Source organism: Candidatus Binatia bacterium (assembly GCA_036504975.1).
Classification (GTDB): domain Bacteria; phylum Desulfobacterota; class Binatia; order UBA9968; family UBA9968; genus JAJPJQ01.
Genome location: DASXUF010000034.1, coordinates 1 through 16,503 on the forward strand (window position 1 = coordinate 1; position 16,503 = coordinate 16,503).

Annotated in this window: 13 protein-coding genes, 1 tRNA gene and 1 pseudogene; 4 read left to right on the forward strand and 11 right to left on the reverse strand. The window is 60.1% G+C overall.

Annotated features, from left to right (window positions below; genetic code table 11):
• Positions 1 to 993: 993 nt before the first annotated feature.
• The 3 genes from VGL70_04950 to VGL70_04960 all read left to right on the forward strand — a co-directional run bounded on the left by VGL70_04950 (position 994) and on the right by VGL70_04960 (position 4,693).
• A complete protein-coding gene (locus tag VGL70_04950; GenBank protein ID HEY3302870.1) occupies positions 994 to 1,206 on the forward strand; it encodes a hypothetical protein in 213 nt (70 codons plus the stop codon).
• A 174-nt stretch (positions 1,207 to 1,380) separates the two neighbouring features.
• Entirely contained in the window at positions 1,381 to 2,418 is a 1,038-nt protein-coding gene (locus VGL70_04955) for a lysylphosphatidylglycerol synthase transmembrane domain-containing protein (GenBank protein HEY3302871.1), read from the forward strand.
• A 40-nt stretch (positions 2,419 to 2,458) separates the two neighbouring features.
• Positions 2,459 to 4,693 (forward strand): tetratricopeptide repeat protein, encoded by a 2,235-nt coding sequence (locus VGL70_04960; protein ID HEY3302872.1) that lies wholly within the window; start codon positions 2,459 to 2,461, stop codon positions 4,691 to 4,693.
• Positions 4,694 to 4,716: 23 nt separating this feature from the next.
• Here VGL70_04960 and VGL70_04965 read toward each other — a convergent pair whose 3' ends face one another.
• The 9 genes and pseudogenes from VGL70_04965 to VGL70_05005 all read right to left on the reverse strand — a co-directional run bounded on the left by VGL70_04965 (position 4,717) and on the right by VGL70_05005 (position 12,870).
• Positions 4,717 to 5,829 carry an NAD-dependent epimerase/dehydratase family protein gene (locus VGL70_04965; GenBank protein HEY3302873.1) on the reverse strand — a complete coding sequence of 371 codons (1,113 nt, stop codon included), beginning with the start codon at positions 5,827 to 5,829 and terminating at the stop codon, positions 4,717 to 4,719.
• The gene (locus VGL70_04970; GenBank protein HEY3302874.1) at positions 5,826 to 6,932 is read right to left on the reverse strand and encodes a DegT/DnrJ/EryC1/StrS family aminotransferase; all 1,107 of its coding nucleotides are present in this window, start codon (positions 6,930 to 6,932) and stop codon (positions 5,826 to 5,828) included. Before VGL70_04970 ends, VGL70_04965 begins: the two co-directional genes overlap by 4 nt.
• Position 6,933: 1 nt before the next feature.
• Positions 6,934 to 7,665 carry a glycosyltransferase family 2 protein gene (locus VGL70_04975; GenBank protein HEY3302875.1) on the reverse strand — a complete coding sequence of 244 codons (732 nt, stop codon included), beginning with the start codon at positions 7,663 to 7,665 and terminating at the stop codon, positions 6,934 to 6,936.
• Complete coding sequence (locus tag VGL70_04980; GenBank protein ID HEY3302876.1) at positions 7,662 to 8,198, reverse strand: acyltransferase; 537 nt, start codon at positions 8,196 to 8,198, stop codon at positions 7,662 to 7,664. The genes VGL70_04975 and VGL70_04980 overlap by 4 nt, the downstream gene beginning before the upstream one ends.
• On the reverse strand, positions 8,195 to 9,319 hold the full coding sequence (locus tag VGL70_04985) for a Gfo/Idh/MocA family oxidoreductase (protein ID HEY3302877.1): 1,125 nt from the start codon (positions 9,317 to 9,319) through the stop codon (positions 8,195 to 8,197). Before VGL70_04985 ends, VGL70_04980 begins: the two co-directional genes overlap by 4 nt.
• A 656-nt stretch (positions 9,320 to 9,975) precedes the next feature.
• On the reverse strand, positions 9,976 to 10,284 hold the full coding sequence (locus VGL70_04990; protein HEY3302878.1) for a hypothetical protein: 309 nt from the start codon (positions 10,282 to 10,284) through the stop codon (positions 9,976 to 9,978).
• A 187-nt stretch (positions 10,285 to 10,471) separates the two neighbouring features.
• Positions 10,472 to 11,761: an SWIM zinc finger family protein gene (locus VGL70_04995; GenBank protein ID HEY3302879.1), complete on the reverse strand. Its 1,290-nt coding sequence runs from the start codon at positions 11,759 to 11,761 to the stop codon at positions 10,472 to 10,474.
• Between the two features lie 208 nt (positions 11,762 to 11,969).
• Positions 11,970 to 12,188 (reverse strand): annotated as a pseudogene (locus VGL70_05000) (HEPN domain-containing protein).
• 606 nt (positions 12,189 to 12,794) lie between these two features.
• Positions 12,795 to 12,870: transfer RNA gene (locus VGL70_05005), tRNA-Ala, on the reverse strand.
• 244 nt (positions 12,871 to 13,114) lie between these two features.
• Here VGL70_05005 and VGL70_05010 point away from each other — a divergent pair.
• Positions 13,115 to 13,594 carry a hypothetical protein gene (locus VGL70_05010; protein HEY3302880.1) on the forward strand — a complete coding sequence of 160 codons (480 nt, stop codon included), beginning with the start codon at positions 13,115 to 13,117 and terminating at the stop codon, positions 13,592 to 13,594.
• Positions 13,595 to 13,684: 90 nt separating this feature from the next.
• Here the strand turns inward: VGL70_05010 and recN are convergent, their stop codons facing one another.
• A complete protein-coding gene (recN, locus tag VGL70_05015; GenBank protein HEY3302881.1) occupies positions 13,685 to 15,394 on the reverse strand; it encodes a DNA repair protein RecN in 1,710 nt (569 codons plus the stop codon).
• Positions 15,395 to 15,838: 444 nt separating this feature from the next.
• The coding region (locus VGL70_05020; GenBank protein HEY3302882.1) for an NAD(+)/NADH kinase at positions 15,839 to 16,503 on the reverse strand (665 nt) is incomplete at its 5' end.

Genomic DNA, 16,503 nt, shown 5'->3' on the forward strand with positions numbered 1-16,503 from the left:
ACCGGACCAACGGGCCCCACTGGAGATACCGGACCCACTGGACCTACAGGCACGACGGGACCGACCGGTCCAACTGGAGACACCGGACCTACAGGACCCACGGGACCCACCGGACCGACGGGACCAACCGGCGACACCGGACCAACCGGTCCGACGGGGCCGACTGGAGCGCAAGGAGCGCCGGGCGGAGCGATCACGGTTCAATACACCTTCAGCACGACGACGACCGACTCCGATCCGGGCAACGGTAATTTACGACTCGACAACGCGACGCAGAACGCTTCGACCACAATAAGAAACGATCTGCTCGACTCGGGCTCGACGGACTGGACGTCTGTGCTAGATACTCTTGATGCAAGCTCTTCAACGGTCAAAGGACAAGTACGGCTTTCGAAGGTCTCTGATCAAACGAAATGGCTGACCTTCGACCTGACGGCCAAAGCCACACCGTCCGGCTATCGGAATTTCACAGTCACCAATACGGGATCGAGCGCGAGCAATCCGTTTGCGGACAGCGATGCGATTCTTTTTGAATTCACTCGCAACGGCGACATGGGCTCCACCGGACCGACGGGCCCCACTGGAGATACCGGACCCACTGGACCTACAGGCGCGACGGGACCGACCGGTCCAACTGGAGGCACTGGACCGACAGGACCCACGGGACCCACGGGACCGACGGGTGACACGGGTCCGACTGGACCGACAGGTTCAACAGGTGCTACCGGAACCGGGGCGACGGCTTGTGCCGCAGCTACGAGCGCGCCGGCAATCGCTAACAGCGAGACTGTGGTGGTCTCCTGCACCGCTCCGGCAAATAGTCTCACGGTCGGAGCCACCTATCGGGTAATAGGATGGACATCGAGATCGGGTACCAATACCGCCACCCCGACGCTCAGAATCAGAGTAGGGCCAACTACCCTGACGGGCAACATCGCTGCAACACTGACTGGCGTGAGTAGTGGGACGGCGGCCCCTCGGTATTTCACAGGGATGATTACCGTCCGTACTACGGGAGCAAGCGGAACCGTGATCGGCGGTCTCATGGAGATCCAGAACGCGGTGGCGGCAGCGGTCAATACCGTGACCTCGACGGTGGCAGTGAACACTACGGTCTCAAACTTGATCGAATTCACTTTTATTTCGGGCCAGGCCTCTAACACCTATACGTTTCATGTGACGTCGATGGAGCTTGTGAAGCAATAAGCAACATTCGATGAGCGATCCGTAAGGTCAGCAATGCCGAAGGCAAAGGAAGGGTTAAGCTGATCCTGCTCAGAATTTCTCCTTGAGCAAAACGCTTTAGTTAGTGTACAAAAGGCCAGGCGCTGGGTTTCGAGTTACCGCGCCGCTTCCATACAGGAGCCATTCTCCAACCGAGTGCAAGCCATCAGCCCTAAATCCAGTTCGCCGCTAATCCGCCAGCCCTGGTTTTGGCTGGGGATAGGCTTAAGCCTGCTCTGCTTGTGGCTTGCCGTGCGCAGCGTTTCTCTGGTTGAGTTGAAAGACTCGCTCAGCTCGGCGCGCTACCTTTGGTTGTTGCCCGCCGTTCTGTTGATCTTGTCGACCGTGGCGACGCCCGCTCAACGGTGGGTCGTGCTGCTGGATCAAAGAGAGCGCCTGTTGGATTCCTTTTGCGCGCAGGGACTGGGATTTTTGTTCACCAATATCCTTCCGCTACGCCTCGGCGAGCCGGCGCGGGTCTTGGCGATGTCCAGACGCTGCCGCTTGCCGGTCATGCAGGTGGCCGCCTCCGCCGTCGTTGAAAGGCTGCTCGATGCTGCAACCAACGTGCTGATTTTGGCCGCGCTGCTGCCCCGGCTCGAGGTGCCCGGCATTGTCCGAGGAGCCGGCCTGTCCCTGGCGGCGCTGAGCTTATCGGGCATCGCCGTTTTGTCGCTGCTCGTGCGTTTCGACCATTGCAGCGAGGCCCGATTTCTCCTCCGGCGTTTTACGTTATTTCCGATCGAAAAGTTGCTCGCGCGCTGGAAAGAACTTGTTACCGGCTTCGCTCCTTTGACCCGCTGGCGGACCGCGCTGCAAGTTTCGTTCTGGTCGCTCACGACGTGGGCTTTAGTCATCGCGTCTTATTGGTGCGTGCTGCGCGCGTTCCAACCCGATGGCAGCGTCGTCGAAGCCGCGATGATGACGGTGACGCTGTCATTCGCCGTCGCCGTGCCCTCGAGCCCCGGCTTCGTCGGGATCTTCCAGTTCGCCGGACAGCAGGCGTTGATGCTGCCTTTCGGCACAAAATACGACGCCGCGAGCGCGCTCGCCATAACTCTTACGGCGCACATGGCGTATTACGTGCCGACCACGGCGTTGGGATTGATCGGGTTATGGCGGTTGGGAGAATCGTTTCTCAATCTCGGCCGGGGCCTCGGAATGGCGCAACGACGCTTAGAAAGCAGCAGTTGAATCTCGCGCCTATGCGTTTTACCCGACTCTAACTTGCGCTATGATCGTAACCCTTCCCGCCGGACGAAAATTTACCTGTCTGTTTCTCGCCTTGCTCGCGCTTGGCGTCGCCGTCTCCTACTCGGACAGTCTCGGCGTCGGTTTCTATTTCGACGACACTTACGGCATCGCCAATAATCCGGCGATCCGAAGCCTCAAAAATATTCCCAGCTTTTTCGTCGATCCCCGCGCGGTCTGGACCGAGCCTACGCAGGTCGACCTTCGGCCCGTTCTGCTGATTACCTACGCCGTCAACTACGCCGTCTCGGGGCTCCAGCCCTGGAGCTACCACGTTCTGAATCTGATCCTCCATTTTATCGCGTCGTGGCTGGTCTTCATCATTGTCCGCGATCACCTTTGGCGGTTCGAGTTTCCTCACCGCGGTGAGCCTGCCGAACCGTGGCCCGCCTCCGAGCGAGGTCCCGACGGCGCCGCGCGCATACCCGCGGCGGCGGCCGCGCTCTTTTTCGCTCTCGCGCCGCTCAATAGCCAACCCGTCAACTACATCTGGGCGCGCTCCGCTCTGCTTTGCGTCACTTTGTATCTGGGTGCCTTTCTCGCTCTGCTCAGCCGCCGCTGGATTTTGGGGTCCGCGTTGTTCGTTCTTGCGCTACTCACCAAGGCGATCGCCGTCACGCTGCCGTTGGTGTTCTTGATCCACGATTTCGTCTACCGCGACCGCAGCCGTTACCCGACGATCAAAAGCTACGCCGCCGGCTGGCGCCGGCTGAGCGCGCCTCTGGCTCTTCTCGCGGCGCTCGCCGTCGCCTATGTCGGTTACCGCAAATTCTTCTTGCCGGATTGGGCTGCGGCGACACGGCACGCGTTCGGCGTCACGCCGGCAATCTGGTTTATGAGCCAGTGGTCGGCGCTGCTTTATTACGTCCGGCTCTTTCTCTGGCCGGACGGACTGTCGGCCGATCATGATTTCCCCCTGACGACGAGCCTTCTCGCCGTCCGCGCCTGGGGCGCGCTCGCCGTCTTGCTCGCGTGGGCCGGGCTCGCTCTCGCCGCCATGAGACGCCACCCGCAAGTGACGTTCGCCACCGCGTGGTTCTTTGTCACCCTCGCGCCCGAGTCGTCGTTCGCGCCGCTGGCGGAAGTCATCAATGACCACCGGCCCTACATCGCCTCATCCCTCGGCCTCGCGGTTCTTCTCGCGTGGTCGATCGAACGCGCCGCGGTGTTTCTATTCGCGGAAAGACAAACACAACGTCAGCTCGCCTTCATTACGGTTTCCTTGATCCTTTGCGTCGCCGCGGTTCCGGTGAACCGCCACCGCACCTGGCAATGGCTCGATCCGCTTCGGATGTGGGAAGACACGACGCGTAAAAGTCCCAACAACAGCCGAGCCTGGATGAACGCGGGGCTGCAGTACATGACCCGAGGTGATCTGGTTTCGGCGCGCCGCCTTTACGAGCGCGCGAAAGAAATCAGTCCGCAGTACGCCTTCGTGCGTATGAATTTGAGCGTTCTCGAGGCGCACGAAGGAAATTTGGACAAAGCGCTTGCCGAAGCCGAGGAGGCGGTGCGGCTCCGCCCCGACCTTTCGCTGACGCACTTCTACCTGGGCCAGGCGCTCAAAAAGATGGGGCGTACGGCAGAGGCCGCCGCGGCCTACAAACACGCGATCCAGCTCGACCCGCGCTACAAAGAAGCCAAGGAGGCGCTGGCGCTCATCGAAAAATCGGATGGGCAAAGCGAGTCGGCGCTGATGGCGGCCGGCCTCTATGCTCTCAACAACCGGCGTGATCCGCAGGCCGCCGTCGTAGAGTTTCGCAAGGTTCTCGAGCGCAACCCGAAGCACTACGGCGCGACCTTCCAGCTCGCGAGAGCCCTCGATCGGGCCGGGAAACCGAAGGAAGCCCATCCCCTCTGGGAAAAAGTTCTCGCCATGGCCCAAAACTACAACGACAAAGAGACGGCCGAAACGGCGCGCGCGCGGCTGGTGCGATCCGACGTCATGCAACTTGCGCAACCAGAAACGATGAAGAAAGGCCTCGATCTTCTCTACACTCGTCGCGATGCCGACGCCGCCGCCGGTGAGTTCCGCAAGATCCTGGAGCAGAATCCCAATCACTACGGCGCGACGTTTCAGCTCGCCACGGCGCTCGATCGCGCCGGCAAAACGAAGCAAGCCCGCCCGCTGTGGGAAAAGATGCTCAAGCTGGCCGAAGCCGCCAAAGACCAAGAGACGGCAAAGACGGCTAAGGACCGCCTCGCGAGCGGGCCGTGAGGCAAGCGCAGAGACGCTCCGGATCAACCGACCCGGCGCACGATGCGCATCTGTTTTAGAGTTTTCGCCGCTTGCGAGAAATATTCCGCCGGCCGCGGCTTCGAGAGAATCCAGCCGGCATAACGCTGAACCCCCTCTGCGACGCTGACGGTTGGCTTCCAGCCGAGCGCTGTGATTCTGGAGTTGTCGGCTATGAGATGGCGAAAGTCGACGGGACGAAACTCGCCCGGCGTTACGGGATCCACTTTGGCCTTGTAGGCGTCGCGCAACAAGCAAGCAAATTCCATCACCGTTGTCCCTTTGCCGGTTCCGACGTTGAACACCTGATAGTCGGCTGCGTCGCTTTCCAGCGCCAGCACGTTGGCGCGCGCCACGTCTTCGACGAAAACAAAGTCGCGCATCTGCTTGCCGTCCTCGTAGATGACCGGCGCCGCCTGATTCAGCAAGCGGGTGGAGAAAATCGAGCAGATGCCCGAGTAGGCGTTGAAGACCGACTGGCGCGGCCCGTAGGTCAGCGAATAGCGCAACGCTACCGAGGGGATGCCCCACTCGCGGCCCAACGCCAAGGTCAAGCGTTCTTCGAAGTATTTCGAGATGGCGTAAATGCTGTTCAGCTTGAGCGGCGCGTCCTCGTCCACGGGGATGCCGCGCGTCGGAGCGCCGCACGTGGGACAGCGCACTTCCCATTCGGCGCGCTCCAGTTGCGCGATCGTGCGCGGCTCCGGCGAGCACGGCCCGCATTTTTCACAGGCGTACTTGCCCTCGCCATAGACGGCTTGCGAGGAGGCGGTGACGATCTTCCGGATATTGAGCCGTTTGGCGCGGATGACCTCGAAGATACGCGCCGTCCCGCAGGCGTTAACGTCGGTCATCTTCGTGAGTTCGGGGGCGAAGCCGCCGTACGCGGCTTGGTGGAAGATGACGTCGACGCCGGTGACGGCCTTCTCGACGTCGTCCAGGCTGCGCATCTCGCCTTGAACGAACTCGGCGTCCTTCGGCACCCAATCGGGTTTCCCTTCCATATGGGTGCACTCCTCGAGGTTGTCGAAAATCCGCACCTCGTGGCCCTTCTTTAACAGAAGATCGACGACGTGAGAGCCGATCAGGCCCGCGCCGCCGGTGACGAGCGCTTTCATTTCACCCCTACGATCTCGGCCAGGGTTCGGGCCGCGTACTCGACCTGTTCGTCGGTCATCTCGGGAAACAGAGGCAGGCTCAGAGCCCGCTCGCAGGCGCGTTCCGTATTGGGAAAGCTCCCCCGGCCATGGCCGAGCCCGGCGTAAGCCTTCTGCATGTGCAGCGGCCTCGGATAGTGGATCGCCGTCTGAACTCCCCGTGCTTCGAGCGCGGATCTGACGGCGTCGCGGTTTTCGACATAAACGACGAACAGGTGAAAGACGCTTTCTCCCCCAGGATGATCTTGCGGCAGCGCCACCCGCGCGCCCGCGAGCAGCTTTTCGTAGCGGCGCGCGATCTCGCGCCGCCGCGCCGTCCATTGATCGAGACGCTTTAGCTTCACGCGCAGGATCGCACCCTGAAAACCGTCCATGCGATAGTTGTAGCCGACGAAGTCGTGAAAGTAGCGGCTCGTCTCGCCATGATTGCGCAGCGCGCGCGCCGCCGCGGCAACTTTGTCGTCGTTCGTCGTGAGGGCGCCGCCCTCGCCGTAGGCGCCGAGATTTTTCGCCGGATAGAAGCTGAAAGCGGCGGCGCGGCCGAAGCCGCCGACGCGCTTGCCGCGGAAGCGCGCGCCGTGCGCCTGGCAGGCGTCCTCGATGACGGCAACTCCTCTGCGCTCCGCGAGCGCGATGATCGCATCCATGTCCGCCGGCCGCCCGTAGAGATGGACGGGCACGATCGCGCGGGTCGCCTTGGTGATGGCCCGTTCGATCTGCCGCGGATCGATGTTGGCGCTGGCGGGGTCGATATCCACGAACACGGGTTTGGCCCCGGTATAAGAGATAGCTTCGGCGGTGGCGATGAAGGTATTGGGCGTGGTGATCACCTCGTCTCCGGGCTTTACCGCTGCGGCCAGCAGCGCCGCGTGCAGCGCGCTCGTGCCCGAGTTCATCGCCACGCAGTGTTTGACTTCGCAGAAAGCGGCGAACTCCTCCTCGAACCTGGCCACCTCGTCGCCGAGAATAAAGGAAGCGCTCTGGCCGACGCGGTCCAGCGCCGACAGCACCTCTTCGCGCAGAAAGGCGAATTGCGCTTTCAGATCGACTTGCGGAACGCGCATGTTATTGCTTCAAGCCCAGGCGCAAGAAAAAGAGCGGTTTCAAGTTGGTGAGCCAGTCCCTGAGCCGCACCTTCGTGTAGGAGCCGTCCGTCGCCGGGCGGTAAATCTTGGAGACCGGCACCTCTCTCACCCGATACCTTAGCGCCGCCGCTTGGTAGTGCATGTAAAACTCGATCTCGTAAGAATGGCCAAGCCACTCCTGCGCCCAATCCAAACGCCGGTCGCGAAGGAAGGCGGCGCGATAGGCACGAAACCCGTTCGTGCAGTCCGTATAGCGGCGCATGAGAAAAAGAGAGAAGGTCCGGGTGAATACCCGCATGGCCAACAAGCGGTGCGTCGGCAGGCCCGCGCTGTTGCCCCCCGGTAAAAAACGCGAGCCTTGCACGTAATCCGCCTGGCCGCTGAGAATCGGCGCGAGCAGCCGCTCGATTTCCGCCGGGTCGTCCTTGCCGTTTCCCGCCATGATGACGAAAATATCGTAATTCTTCTCCAGCGCATAGCGGTACGCCGAGCGAATCGCGTCGCCGCAGCCCTGATGCGAGCGATGCGTGATCACGGTGCAGTAGTCGTATTGCCGCAGAATGTCGGACGTGCGGTCCGTCGAGCCGTCGTCCACCGCGAGGACCTCGTGGACGATTTTCTTTTCCACCACCGGGCGATAGCGCTCGAGGAGCCGCCCGATCTGTTCCTCCTCGTTGTAGACCGGCAGAAACGCGATTACGCTGGCCGTCATCGCTCAATACGCGCGGCGGAAGAAGCGGGCGACACCGTCCGCAGCACCACCGCCGGGTTCCCCGCCACGACCGTGTGCGCCGGCACGTCCTTGGTGACCACGCTGCCGGCCCCGACCATAGCGCCCTCGCCGATCGTCAAACCGCACAGTATCACCGCGCCGCTGCCAACGGAAGCGCGCCGGCAAACCCGCGTCTTGATGACCTTCCAGTCGGCTCCGGTCTGCAGGGTGCCGTCGGCATTGACGGCAGCGGGAAACCGGTCATTGATGAAGACGACGTGGTGGCCGATAAAGCACTCGTCCTCGATCGTGACGCCCTCGCAAACAAACGCGTGCGTCGAGATCTTGCAGCGCTTGCCGACTTTTGCCCCTTTCTGGATCTCGACGAAAGTCCCGATCCTGGTGCCGTCGCCGATCTCACAGCCGTAAAGATTGACGAAGGCGAAGATCTTCACGTCTTTTCCCAACTTGACGTCGGCGGCGATGCGGGAGTATTTGGCCGCAGGCCGCTGCGCGCGCCGTCGGGATCTCATACCTTGATCCTGGCGCCGCCCGCGCCCAACGATTTGGACGCGGCTTCCAACAGGCGGACGACGGTCAAGCCGGCGGCGGCGTTGGTCCGCGGGATTGTGTTGAAGCGGACGCACTCGACGAAGTGCTCGCACTCGATCGAGAGCGCTTCACGGTTGTCCAACTTGGGCGCCCACACGTCCCCCATCCGGTAATCGATCAGGGTGTTGTAAATGCTTTCCTGTGTGGTCACGCGAATGCCGCGGTCGTACACGCGGACCTTTTCGCTGGGCTCCATGTCGTTGTAGACGAGCATGCGCCGGCTGCCGCCGAAGAGCATTTGGCGGATCTTGACCGGAGATAACCAGTTAACGTGCAGGTGCGCCAAAAAGTTATTAGGATAATGGACGGTCATGTAGACCACGTCCATCAAGCCGCTGTTGGTATGATCGGCGCCCGTCGCGGAAACATATTTCGGTGCTTCGTGCACCAAATAAGTGAGGATCGACAGGTCGTGCGGTCCAAGATCCCAGAGCACGTCGATGTCGCGCTGAAATTTTCCGAGGTTTACGCGTACCGAGTCGAAATAGTAGAGCTCTCCCAACTTCCCGTCCTCCAGGATCTCCTTCATCTTGCGCACGGCGCCCGTAAAGATGAAGGTGTGGTCAACCATCAAGACAAGACCTTTCTTATCTGCGAGTTCAAGCAACTCTTCGGCTTCCTGCACCGTCTGGGTCATCGGCTTCTCGACCAGCACGTGCTTGCCTCTTTCGAGAGCGCGCTTGACGAGCAGATAATGCGAAGTTACCGGAGTGGCGATGACGACGGCGCCCACCTCGGGATCGCCGAGAATTGCGTCTGCGCTTTCGGCGGTGTTGACGAAAGGGTAGCGCTTTTTGACCAGCGCGCGCCGCTCGGCCATCTTGTCCGCGCACCACTTGATTTCGACTCCGTCAACCTCGGCGAAGTTTCTGACGAGATTCGGACCCCAGTATCCGTAGCCGATCACGCCGATTTTCAGCCGGCCTAAACCGAGCATCCGCGTCGCTTGGGGCTGGCCGTCGCCGGTCCGCTTGGGGACTTGCAGGACTGTAGGTAACTCGGCCGGAATAGGGAAATCGACCTCGCTTTCCTGACTATTCATACGCTCAATCTCTAGCTAACATTACAGGGACAACGCAATTCCAGGGCCAAATTTCCACCCAATAAAGACGAAAGTCGTGAGGTTTTGGACGTATTTCAGCATAGGCGGGTGTCATGACCTCGGCGATTGTCAAACAATTGACGCTGGACTTTTAGTCAAATTCACTTCACGTCAGAGATCAGAAAACCCAAAAGAATATGCCGACAGGAAAAGCCACGACATACGCTTTCATCAGGAAGCCAAACAACCCATCAAACCGGAGGCAATAGAATATCGCGAAGGGCCATGCAACGGCGGCCGTGATCAGTGCGGCATCCAACCAAGAAAGAATTCCGTTAGCCAGGCCCCAGGAAAGGAGAACGACGACGACGCCCCAGATGGCGCCGTTAACGAAGAATTCTGGCGATCTCACTTTGGTCGAGATTCAGGAATCTACCCTGGCGAAGGCATTCATTGCTCTTCGTTATTCCAAACGGAGAGTCTATCGTCACACTTGTACGTCATCATAAGCTTGACGCTGGGTTAGCTTCCCGATCAAGAGTGCGCCCGCCAATAAGGCGAAGTTCTCCGGCAGAAAAATAAACCGGCAGCTTGCTGCCGTCGCGCTCCTTCGCCCCGAAGGATTCGGTCCACGGTTCAAGCTATTTTCCGTTTTCTTACAACCTCGCGTGGTCAAGCAGTTTCATGAAGTTCCGCTTGGGCTTGTGCGCTACGCGGACTTCGTCCAGGTAATTTGCGAATTCGGCGTGTCGCCCGAGCCGAACCATCAACCAGCGCACCTTACGCAGGAGACCGATGGCCTGCCGGTATGCTTCGTTGTTCTTCCCATCGAGCGTGGGCTCGATCTGCCGCTGATAGATCGGAAGCGTATTTTCAGGATCGTCTTTCTCCCGCTTGGCGGCGAGCTCCAGCCACAGGTCGTTCGAGCAGCCGCCCTCTTGAGCCTCCCGCCAAGCGGCTTCCATATCATTCTCCCAGAGAAAGATCCGAACAAGCTCAGAACGGTCCGCCTTACAATACCAAGACCTCCGATCCCTTTGGCCCTCGGTCTTCGCCTCAGCGATGCTCTTACGCAGAAAGTCGAGCGCCTTCTCCCGCCATGGTTTCCACGCGCCGAGCCGTTCGGCATGAGATTTCAGTCTCTGGCATGTTTCAAGACCCGGCGATTCGATGAATTCGGCCCAGATCAGAGCCATCGCCTCGTCGTGGCGTTTGCGGCGGTGGTACTCCCTCGGCCAGAAACTCGCGCAGCCGCGAATCGGTCCGATTGGGAAAGGCCTTGACTCCACGTTCCGCCCACTCCAGCGACAGGTCGCCCTTTCCGGCCTTCTTGTAGGTTTCGGCGATCTCGAGATAGTCGTAGGCCAAGGAAAGGTCGCGCTTCTTGACGGCGACAACCGCCTCCACGTCGCCCGTCTGCCGGGCAAGAGTCTCCATGATGTGCGTGATCCGAAACCGTCTCCCGTATTTCTCCGGATCATCGCGGCGAGGACCGAGCGGCGGCACTTTGGCCCATTCCGCCTCCGCCAGCTTCCGATAAACCGCCAGACCCTTTTCACCGAGGACATCCGCGTAGGTCTCCGCCGCGCCGTAGAAGGTGTCATAGTCCGTGCGCAGCTCGCACTCGAAGAGCCGCTTGGCCAGAGCTTCCGGCTCGGGTTTGGCTTTCTTGCATGCCTTGTGATGGAGATCTTGGAGCCGCTCGAGGATGCCACCCATATACCCGTCCGAGTCATCGACCGATCCCATGGCTTCCTCGGCGGCTTTGAGAGCGTGTTCCATGAGCTCGACGACCGCCGCGGCGTGTCCCTCTTTCAAGAGTTCCTCCACGGAATCGATCGCCGATTCGATCCCGCTGGCGTACTCGTAAGCGCTTCGGTAGTCAACGAATCCGCCCCAGTCCAAAGCGTCATCGATCAACCGCCGATAGGTGGTGAGGTCGAGCCCCTTGGAGGTTTTTTTTGCGGCCTTCATCAAAAGGCGCTGGCGCAGACGGTCATCGTCCGTCGCGTGATCCACGAGCACATCTACCAGCGCCTTCTTATCCTGGGCTAAAAGATAAGCGCGAACGTCGTCCATGGTCACAGCCGGGGGCGATTGGCCTTTTACCGACAGCCTTGCCTGTCCACCTTTCGAGGTGAGCCTCAAGGTCGAACCTTTGAGCCATGCGAGTCCAACCGCCACGCAATGCTTGCAGAACGCACCGTCCGCCCCCACGGGACAAGTACACAAGTATTCCAGACTACGGTCCTCAATCCACAGCTTGACCCGATAAGGCCGGGTTCCTTGCACTTTTGCCGTGATCGTCCCCTCGTGCTCGGTTACGGCCTTTACTTGTCCATTGACGAAGTAGTCCTCGCCACGCTCGAACGACCGCGCCCCCGCCATGCGGCGCAGAGTGGGCCGGTCAATTAAGGCCGCGAGAGGTGAAGATGCTTTCATGGAGTGATCTCTACTGACCACCGCTAACCTAAGACTACTCCAATCATTCAAGAAAGGATTCCCTTTTCCGCGGACGATGGAAAATGCCGGCCTCTGGACAAGAAGTTAAAGTTCCAAAAAACATTTTTTGCGCTCGGACCCTCCCTTAAAACGAGGCTCGAACTCAACTGGGGGCGTTTTCATTGGGAAGCTACCACCAATCCCCTTATTAGCTACTTTCCTTTCTAATTAGCCCTTCCACTTCTTGAATAAAGACCTCCGCGTCGGCAATTTGCGCTTCGGCATCCTCTCGGGAAAATTCCGCCAGCTCCGTATAGTCAGCCATTTCTCTGGAGCGCCGCGCGTCCTTTAAAATGACGCCCAATCGCTTGTGCACCCTACCCGTTTTAACGAAGTGCTGGTTGAACAGCGAGATTACGCCGGAATGCTTTGCGACTCTCGATTCCCTTCAGCCCCTCGAGTGCCTCGCAGCCTGAAAGATCGCATAATAGGATCGACTGACCGAATCCGCGAAGTCATCATTAAGAAGTAAATCACGCGCCGATTTTAGATGCTGCTTAGACCTGCGCAGCCTTGCTAGGCTTAAAGCTTTCCGTTGCTGTTCCTCCCCGCTCATAGGGAAACGCTTTCGCGCTGGATATTTTTATAAAAGGGCGTCTTACTCCTCATTTTGTCTGTATTCATCGGCGCTCAAAACTGTCGGTGCGAGATTAGTGCTGTAAGCGAGGGCGACTTCGAGCGACTCCTCAACGATCCGGCGGCAGAGGGCTCGGTCCCTCTTTCGCACCACTACCAAGACGTCCAGATCCGACTCGTCTGTTCCTTCTCCGCGCGCCCCGGACCAAAAAGGCGTAACGATAGCAGATCCCCCCAGGAAGGATTGTGGCCTGCCATGAGCGAGCCGGGGTTCTTACCCGCGAGTCGAAGAACCCGATAGCCCTTCGACGTTGCTCGGGGCACCATTCGACTCGATATGGTCCAAGTCCTTTTTGGCCTGCCATGAGCGAGCCGGGGTTCTTACCGGCGAGTCGAATGGTGGAGCCGATGGGAGTCGAACCCACGACCTCTTGAATGCCATTCAAGCGCTCTCCCAACTGAGCTACGGCCCCACCTGCGGGAAGAAGTGACAATGAGATAAAAGTAAGAGAGCAAGACTTAAAAGTCAAACACGAAAGCCGGATTGGGTCTGAATGCTGAGCCGTCGTTTGGGGGCAGTGGCTCATTTTGAAGCGGCAGAGCTATCCAATGAAAAGAAGGTCGGGTAAATACCTGGGTCGAGTAAAGGCAAAGACCCGATTGTCCGAGGCAAGTCATTGCGTCTATGATTGCGGCATTCAGTCAAGGAGGCAAATCATGAAAACAAAAATTGTTCTGATTATTGCGCTGGTCATATTGTCAGCGGCCGCACAGGTATCCGCGAAGCCTTCGGCCGGTGGGCAGGAGTCCGACTTTGCGCTCTTTGATGGGACCGATCCGAGCGCGAACGAGATTGGCGCCCAGTGCGCAGCAAAGCTCGGATCATCGAATCACGCGGTGGCCTTCACGTACTATGTGACCGTGTCGAATTGGAGCGCGACGGTGAAGGTCCTAAGGGTCCTCTACGCGGATGGACAAGAAATAGCTCGATACCAGATACCCCCCTTCAGCTCCTTCAGCTTCACGCAGGCGGCCGGCGGAACGGCGGGGATAGATGACTGGATCAGGGTCTTTGCCGAGGGGCCCGTCCCATCGGGAATTGCCGGCTCGATGAGCGCCCTCTTCCCGGCCGCGGCGAAGCCGCATCCGAGCGTGGGAAATAATTTCTGCACTACACTGACGGCGCCCGCTCCGTAGGACGGCTCGACACTGGCAGCTTACCGGTGACTAGGTTGGGAGTTGTGGCATGGTTTACGGCCATGCTCACAACTCTCTTTTTTTCCGCTTTCAGCCTTCCGCCTTGATCCTTCCCTTCACCATCTCCTCCGCGTGGCGGATGGCTTTCTCCGTCACTTTCACGCCGCCGAGCATGCGCGCGACCTCGGCAACTCTGTCGCGCTCGCCGAGACGGCCGACTTCAGTGAAAGTCCTTCCCTTCGCGACCTCTTTTCTGACGACGTAGTGGGAATCCGCCAGCGCCGCGATCTGCGGCAAATGCGTTACGCAAAGCACCTGGTGCAGAGCCGCAACTTTTTTTAATTTCTGCCCCACGATCTCGGCCACCCGACCGCCGATGCCTGCGTCCACCTCATCGAACAAGAGCGTGGGAATGTCCCCGCGTCCAAGGACGAGAGATTTGATCGCGAGCATCAGGCGCGACAGCTCGCCGCCGGAAGCGATCTTCGCCAGCGGCTTCACCGGCTCGCCGGGATTGGGCGAAAAATAAAATTCCACCTGGTCGATTCCCTGCTCGGTCAATATTCTGCCGTCGGCGACAAAGGGCGAACTCTCGCCCATTGCGCCGGGTTCGAGAAAGCGGGCGTCGAATACCGTGCCGGCCATGCCGAGAGTCGCGACTTCTTTCTCCATCTCTTTCTTGAATTTGGCGGCCGCCTTCTTGCGCTCGCGCGAAAGCGCTTCGGCGAATTCCCAGGCGGCGCGGCGCGCTTTTTCCGAGGACGCCTCCAGCGCCGGAATCTCTTCCTCGCCGCGCTCCAATCCCTTTAGCTCTTCTGCGATTTTCTCTCCGTGTTTGAGAATTTCTTCGATCGAGCCCTGATACTTGCGCTTTAGCCGGCCGATCTCGGCCAGCCGCTCTTCCAACTGTTCTTGCGCTGCCGGATCAAACTGGACGCGGTCGGTATGGCGGCGTAAAAACGATGCCCCCTCCTGCAATTGCGCCTGCGCGGAATCGAGCAACTCCACCGCCGCGTTGAGACCGCTGTCGATCCGCGCCAGCTCCTTCAGCCGCGCGACGTATCTGCCCAACCGGCCGGCCACCGCCTCGTCGCCCTCGTAGAGCAGCTCCTCCCCTTCCTTGCAGCCCTGAAAGAGCTTCTCCGCGTGCATCAGGATATTTCTCCGCTCCTTCAATTCCTCCTCTTCTCCGGGCTGCAAGCGGGCGCGGGCGATCTCCTCCGCCTGCGCGCGCAGCCATTCCTCTTCGCGCCGCCGCTTGTCGAGCAGCTCCTTGGCGCGGCTCAAATCGCTCCAAGCCGCCGCGAGAGCGGCATATCTCCCGCTCATCGCCGCGGCTTTTTCGCTCAAGCCGCCGTAATCGTCGAGCAACTCGAGATGACTCTCGGGCCGGAGCAGCGTCTGGTGCTCGTGCTGGCCGTATATGTGAATGAGGCTCGGACCGATCTCGGAGAGAAGCCCGAGGGGGCAGAGGCCGCCGTTTAAATAGATGCGGTTTTTTCCCGACCGGCTGACGACGCGCTTGATGACGAGGTCGTCGTCGATCTCGTGCCCGCCGTCGCGAAGCTTTTCCTTAAGCGCCGCCGGAAACGACTCGAACAGCGCTTCGACGCTGGCCTCTTCCTCGCCGTGGCGGATGATGTCGGCGGAGACCCGCCCGCCGGAGATAAGGGCGAGCGCGTTGAGCACGATCGTCTTGCCGGCGCCCGTCTCGCCGGTAAGAACGTTGAGGCCTGCGGCCAGATCCAGGGCCACTTCGTCGATGACAGCGAAATTTTTAATTTTCAGCCCACGCAGCATCCGAACATCCCCAGATTATTCATACCACCGGTAATCCTGTCGACAGAGCGTCATTTCCTCCGGTTCCTCAGGGGCGAGCCTTCCAGCCGCAGGCAATAGCTCCGTGCCTCGTGGACTCCGTCGAGACATTTACACTACAGCATACAATCGAACCACCATGCTCCGGGATGCCAAGCACCGCACAAGCCATTGAACCTCCCCGTCCCTGTGCCTGCGGCTTTCATCCTCGCCCCCTGCGGAACCGTGTGCCCGCGTGGAAGCGGGAAGCCCGAGAGCGCGAGCCCGAAGGGCGAAGGGCACAGGACGTGGAGCGACACGGCAGGCCCCTGGCAGATGGAGTTAGACCCTTAGGGTGGACGGCGAGGGCGGCCTTCGAGCCACAGAAACTATTGCCCTCGCCCGGAGCGGCTCGCACTTGAGGGCTGATCATGTGGATAATCCCACTTATCGCTCTCCCCATTTGAGCTTGTCGCGGAGGATCTCGAAATAACCGCGCGAAGGAGCTTTCACCAACGAAACCGGCACGCCGTAATCTCTCGCCTCGACGATGTCGCCGTCTTTCAAGACCACGCCCTGTTGTCCGTCGGGGCTCAAAAACACCGTATTGCCGCCGGAGCGGACCACGACGCGAATCGTCGATTTGCTGGAGACAACGATCGGCCGGTTGGTCAGCGTATGCGGGCAGATGGGCGAGAGCACGATCGCTCCCAACGACGGATATAGAATCGGCCCGCCGGCGGCGAGCGAATAGGCCGTCGAGCCGGTCGGCGTCGAGATGATGAGCCCGTCGGCTCGGTACGTGCAGAGATATTCTTTGCCGACGTAAGCTTCGAGGTCGATGATGCGCGAGCGCGCGCCTTTGGCGATCACGGCGTCGTTCAGCACGCGAAATTTTTTTGGCTTGGCTCTCTTGCTTTCGACCCGGACTTCGAGCGTCATCCGCCGCTCGACGGCAAAGTCTCCCGCCAGCGTTCGCTCCAGCACCGATTCGAGCTCATCGGCGGCGACCTCGGTCATGAAGCCGAGCCCGCCCAGATTGACGCCCAAGATCGGCACCTTCGGCCGCTCGACCAGCCGCGCGACGCTGAGCAAGGTGCCGTCGCCGCCCA

Excerpts from the sequence above, each read along its gene's own strand:
- VGL70_04985 (HEY3302877.1), bottom strand. The coding sequence starts at position 9,319 with ATGAATAGTCAGGAAAGCGAGGTCGATTTCCCTATTCCGGCCGAGTTA.
- VGL70_04950 (HEY3302870.1), top strand. The coding sequence starts at position 994 with ATGATTACCGTCCGTACTACGGGAGCAAGCGGAACCGTGATCGGCGGT.
- VGL70_04975 (HEY3302875.1), bottom strand. The coding sequence starts at position 7,665 with ATGACGGCCAGCGTAATCGCGTTTCTGCCGGTCTACAACGAGGAGGAA.
- VGL70_04970 (HEY3302874.1), bottom strand. The coding sequence starts at position 6,932 with ATGCGCGTTCCGCAAGTCGATCTGAAAGCGCAATTCGCCTTTCTGCGC.
- VGL70_04960 (HEY3302872.1), top strand. The coding sequence starts at position 2,459 with ATGATCGTAACCCTTCCCGCCGGACGAAAATTTACCTGTCTGTTTCTC.
- VGL70_04965 (HEY3302873.1), bottom strand. The coding sequence starts at position 5,829 with ATGAAAGCGCTCGTCACCGGCGGCGCGGGCCTGATCGGCTCTCACGTC.
- VGL70_05010 (HEY3302880.1), top strand. The coding sequence starts at position 13,115 with ATGAAAACAAAAATTGTTCTGATTATTGCGCTGGTCATATTGTCAGCG.
- VGL70_04990 (HEY3302878.1), bottom strand. The coding sequence starts at position 10,284 with ATGGAAGCCGCTTGGCGGGAGGCTCAAGAGGGCGGCTGCTCGAACGAC.
- VGL70_04995 (HEY3302879.1), bottom strand. The coding sequence starts at position 11,761 with ATGAAAGCATCTTCACCTCTCGCGGCCTTAATTGACCGGCCCACTCTG.
- recN (HEY3302881.1), bottom strand. The coding sequence starts at position 15,394 with ATGCTGCGTGGGCTGAAAATTAAAAATTTCGCTGTCATCGACGAAGTG.
- VGL70_04980 (HEY3302876.1), bottom strand. The coding sequence starts at position 8,198 with ATGAGATCCCGACGGCGCGCGCAGCGGCCTGCGGCCAAATACTCCCGC.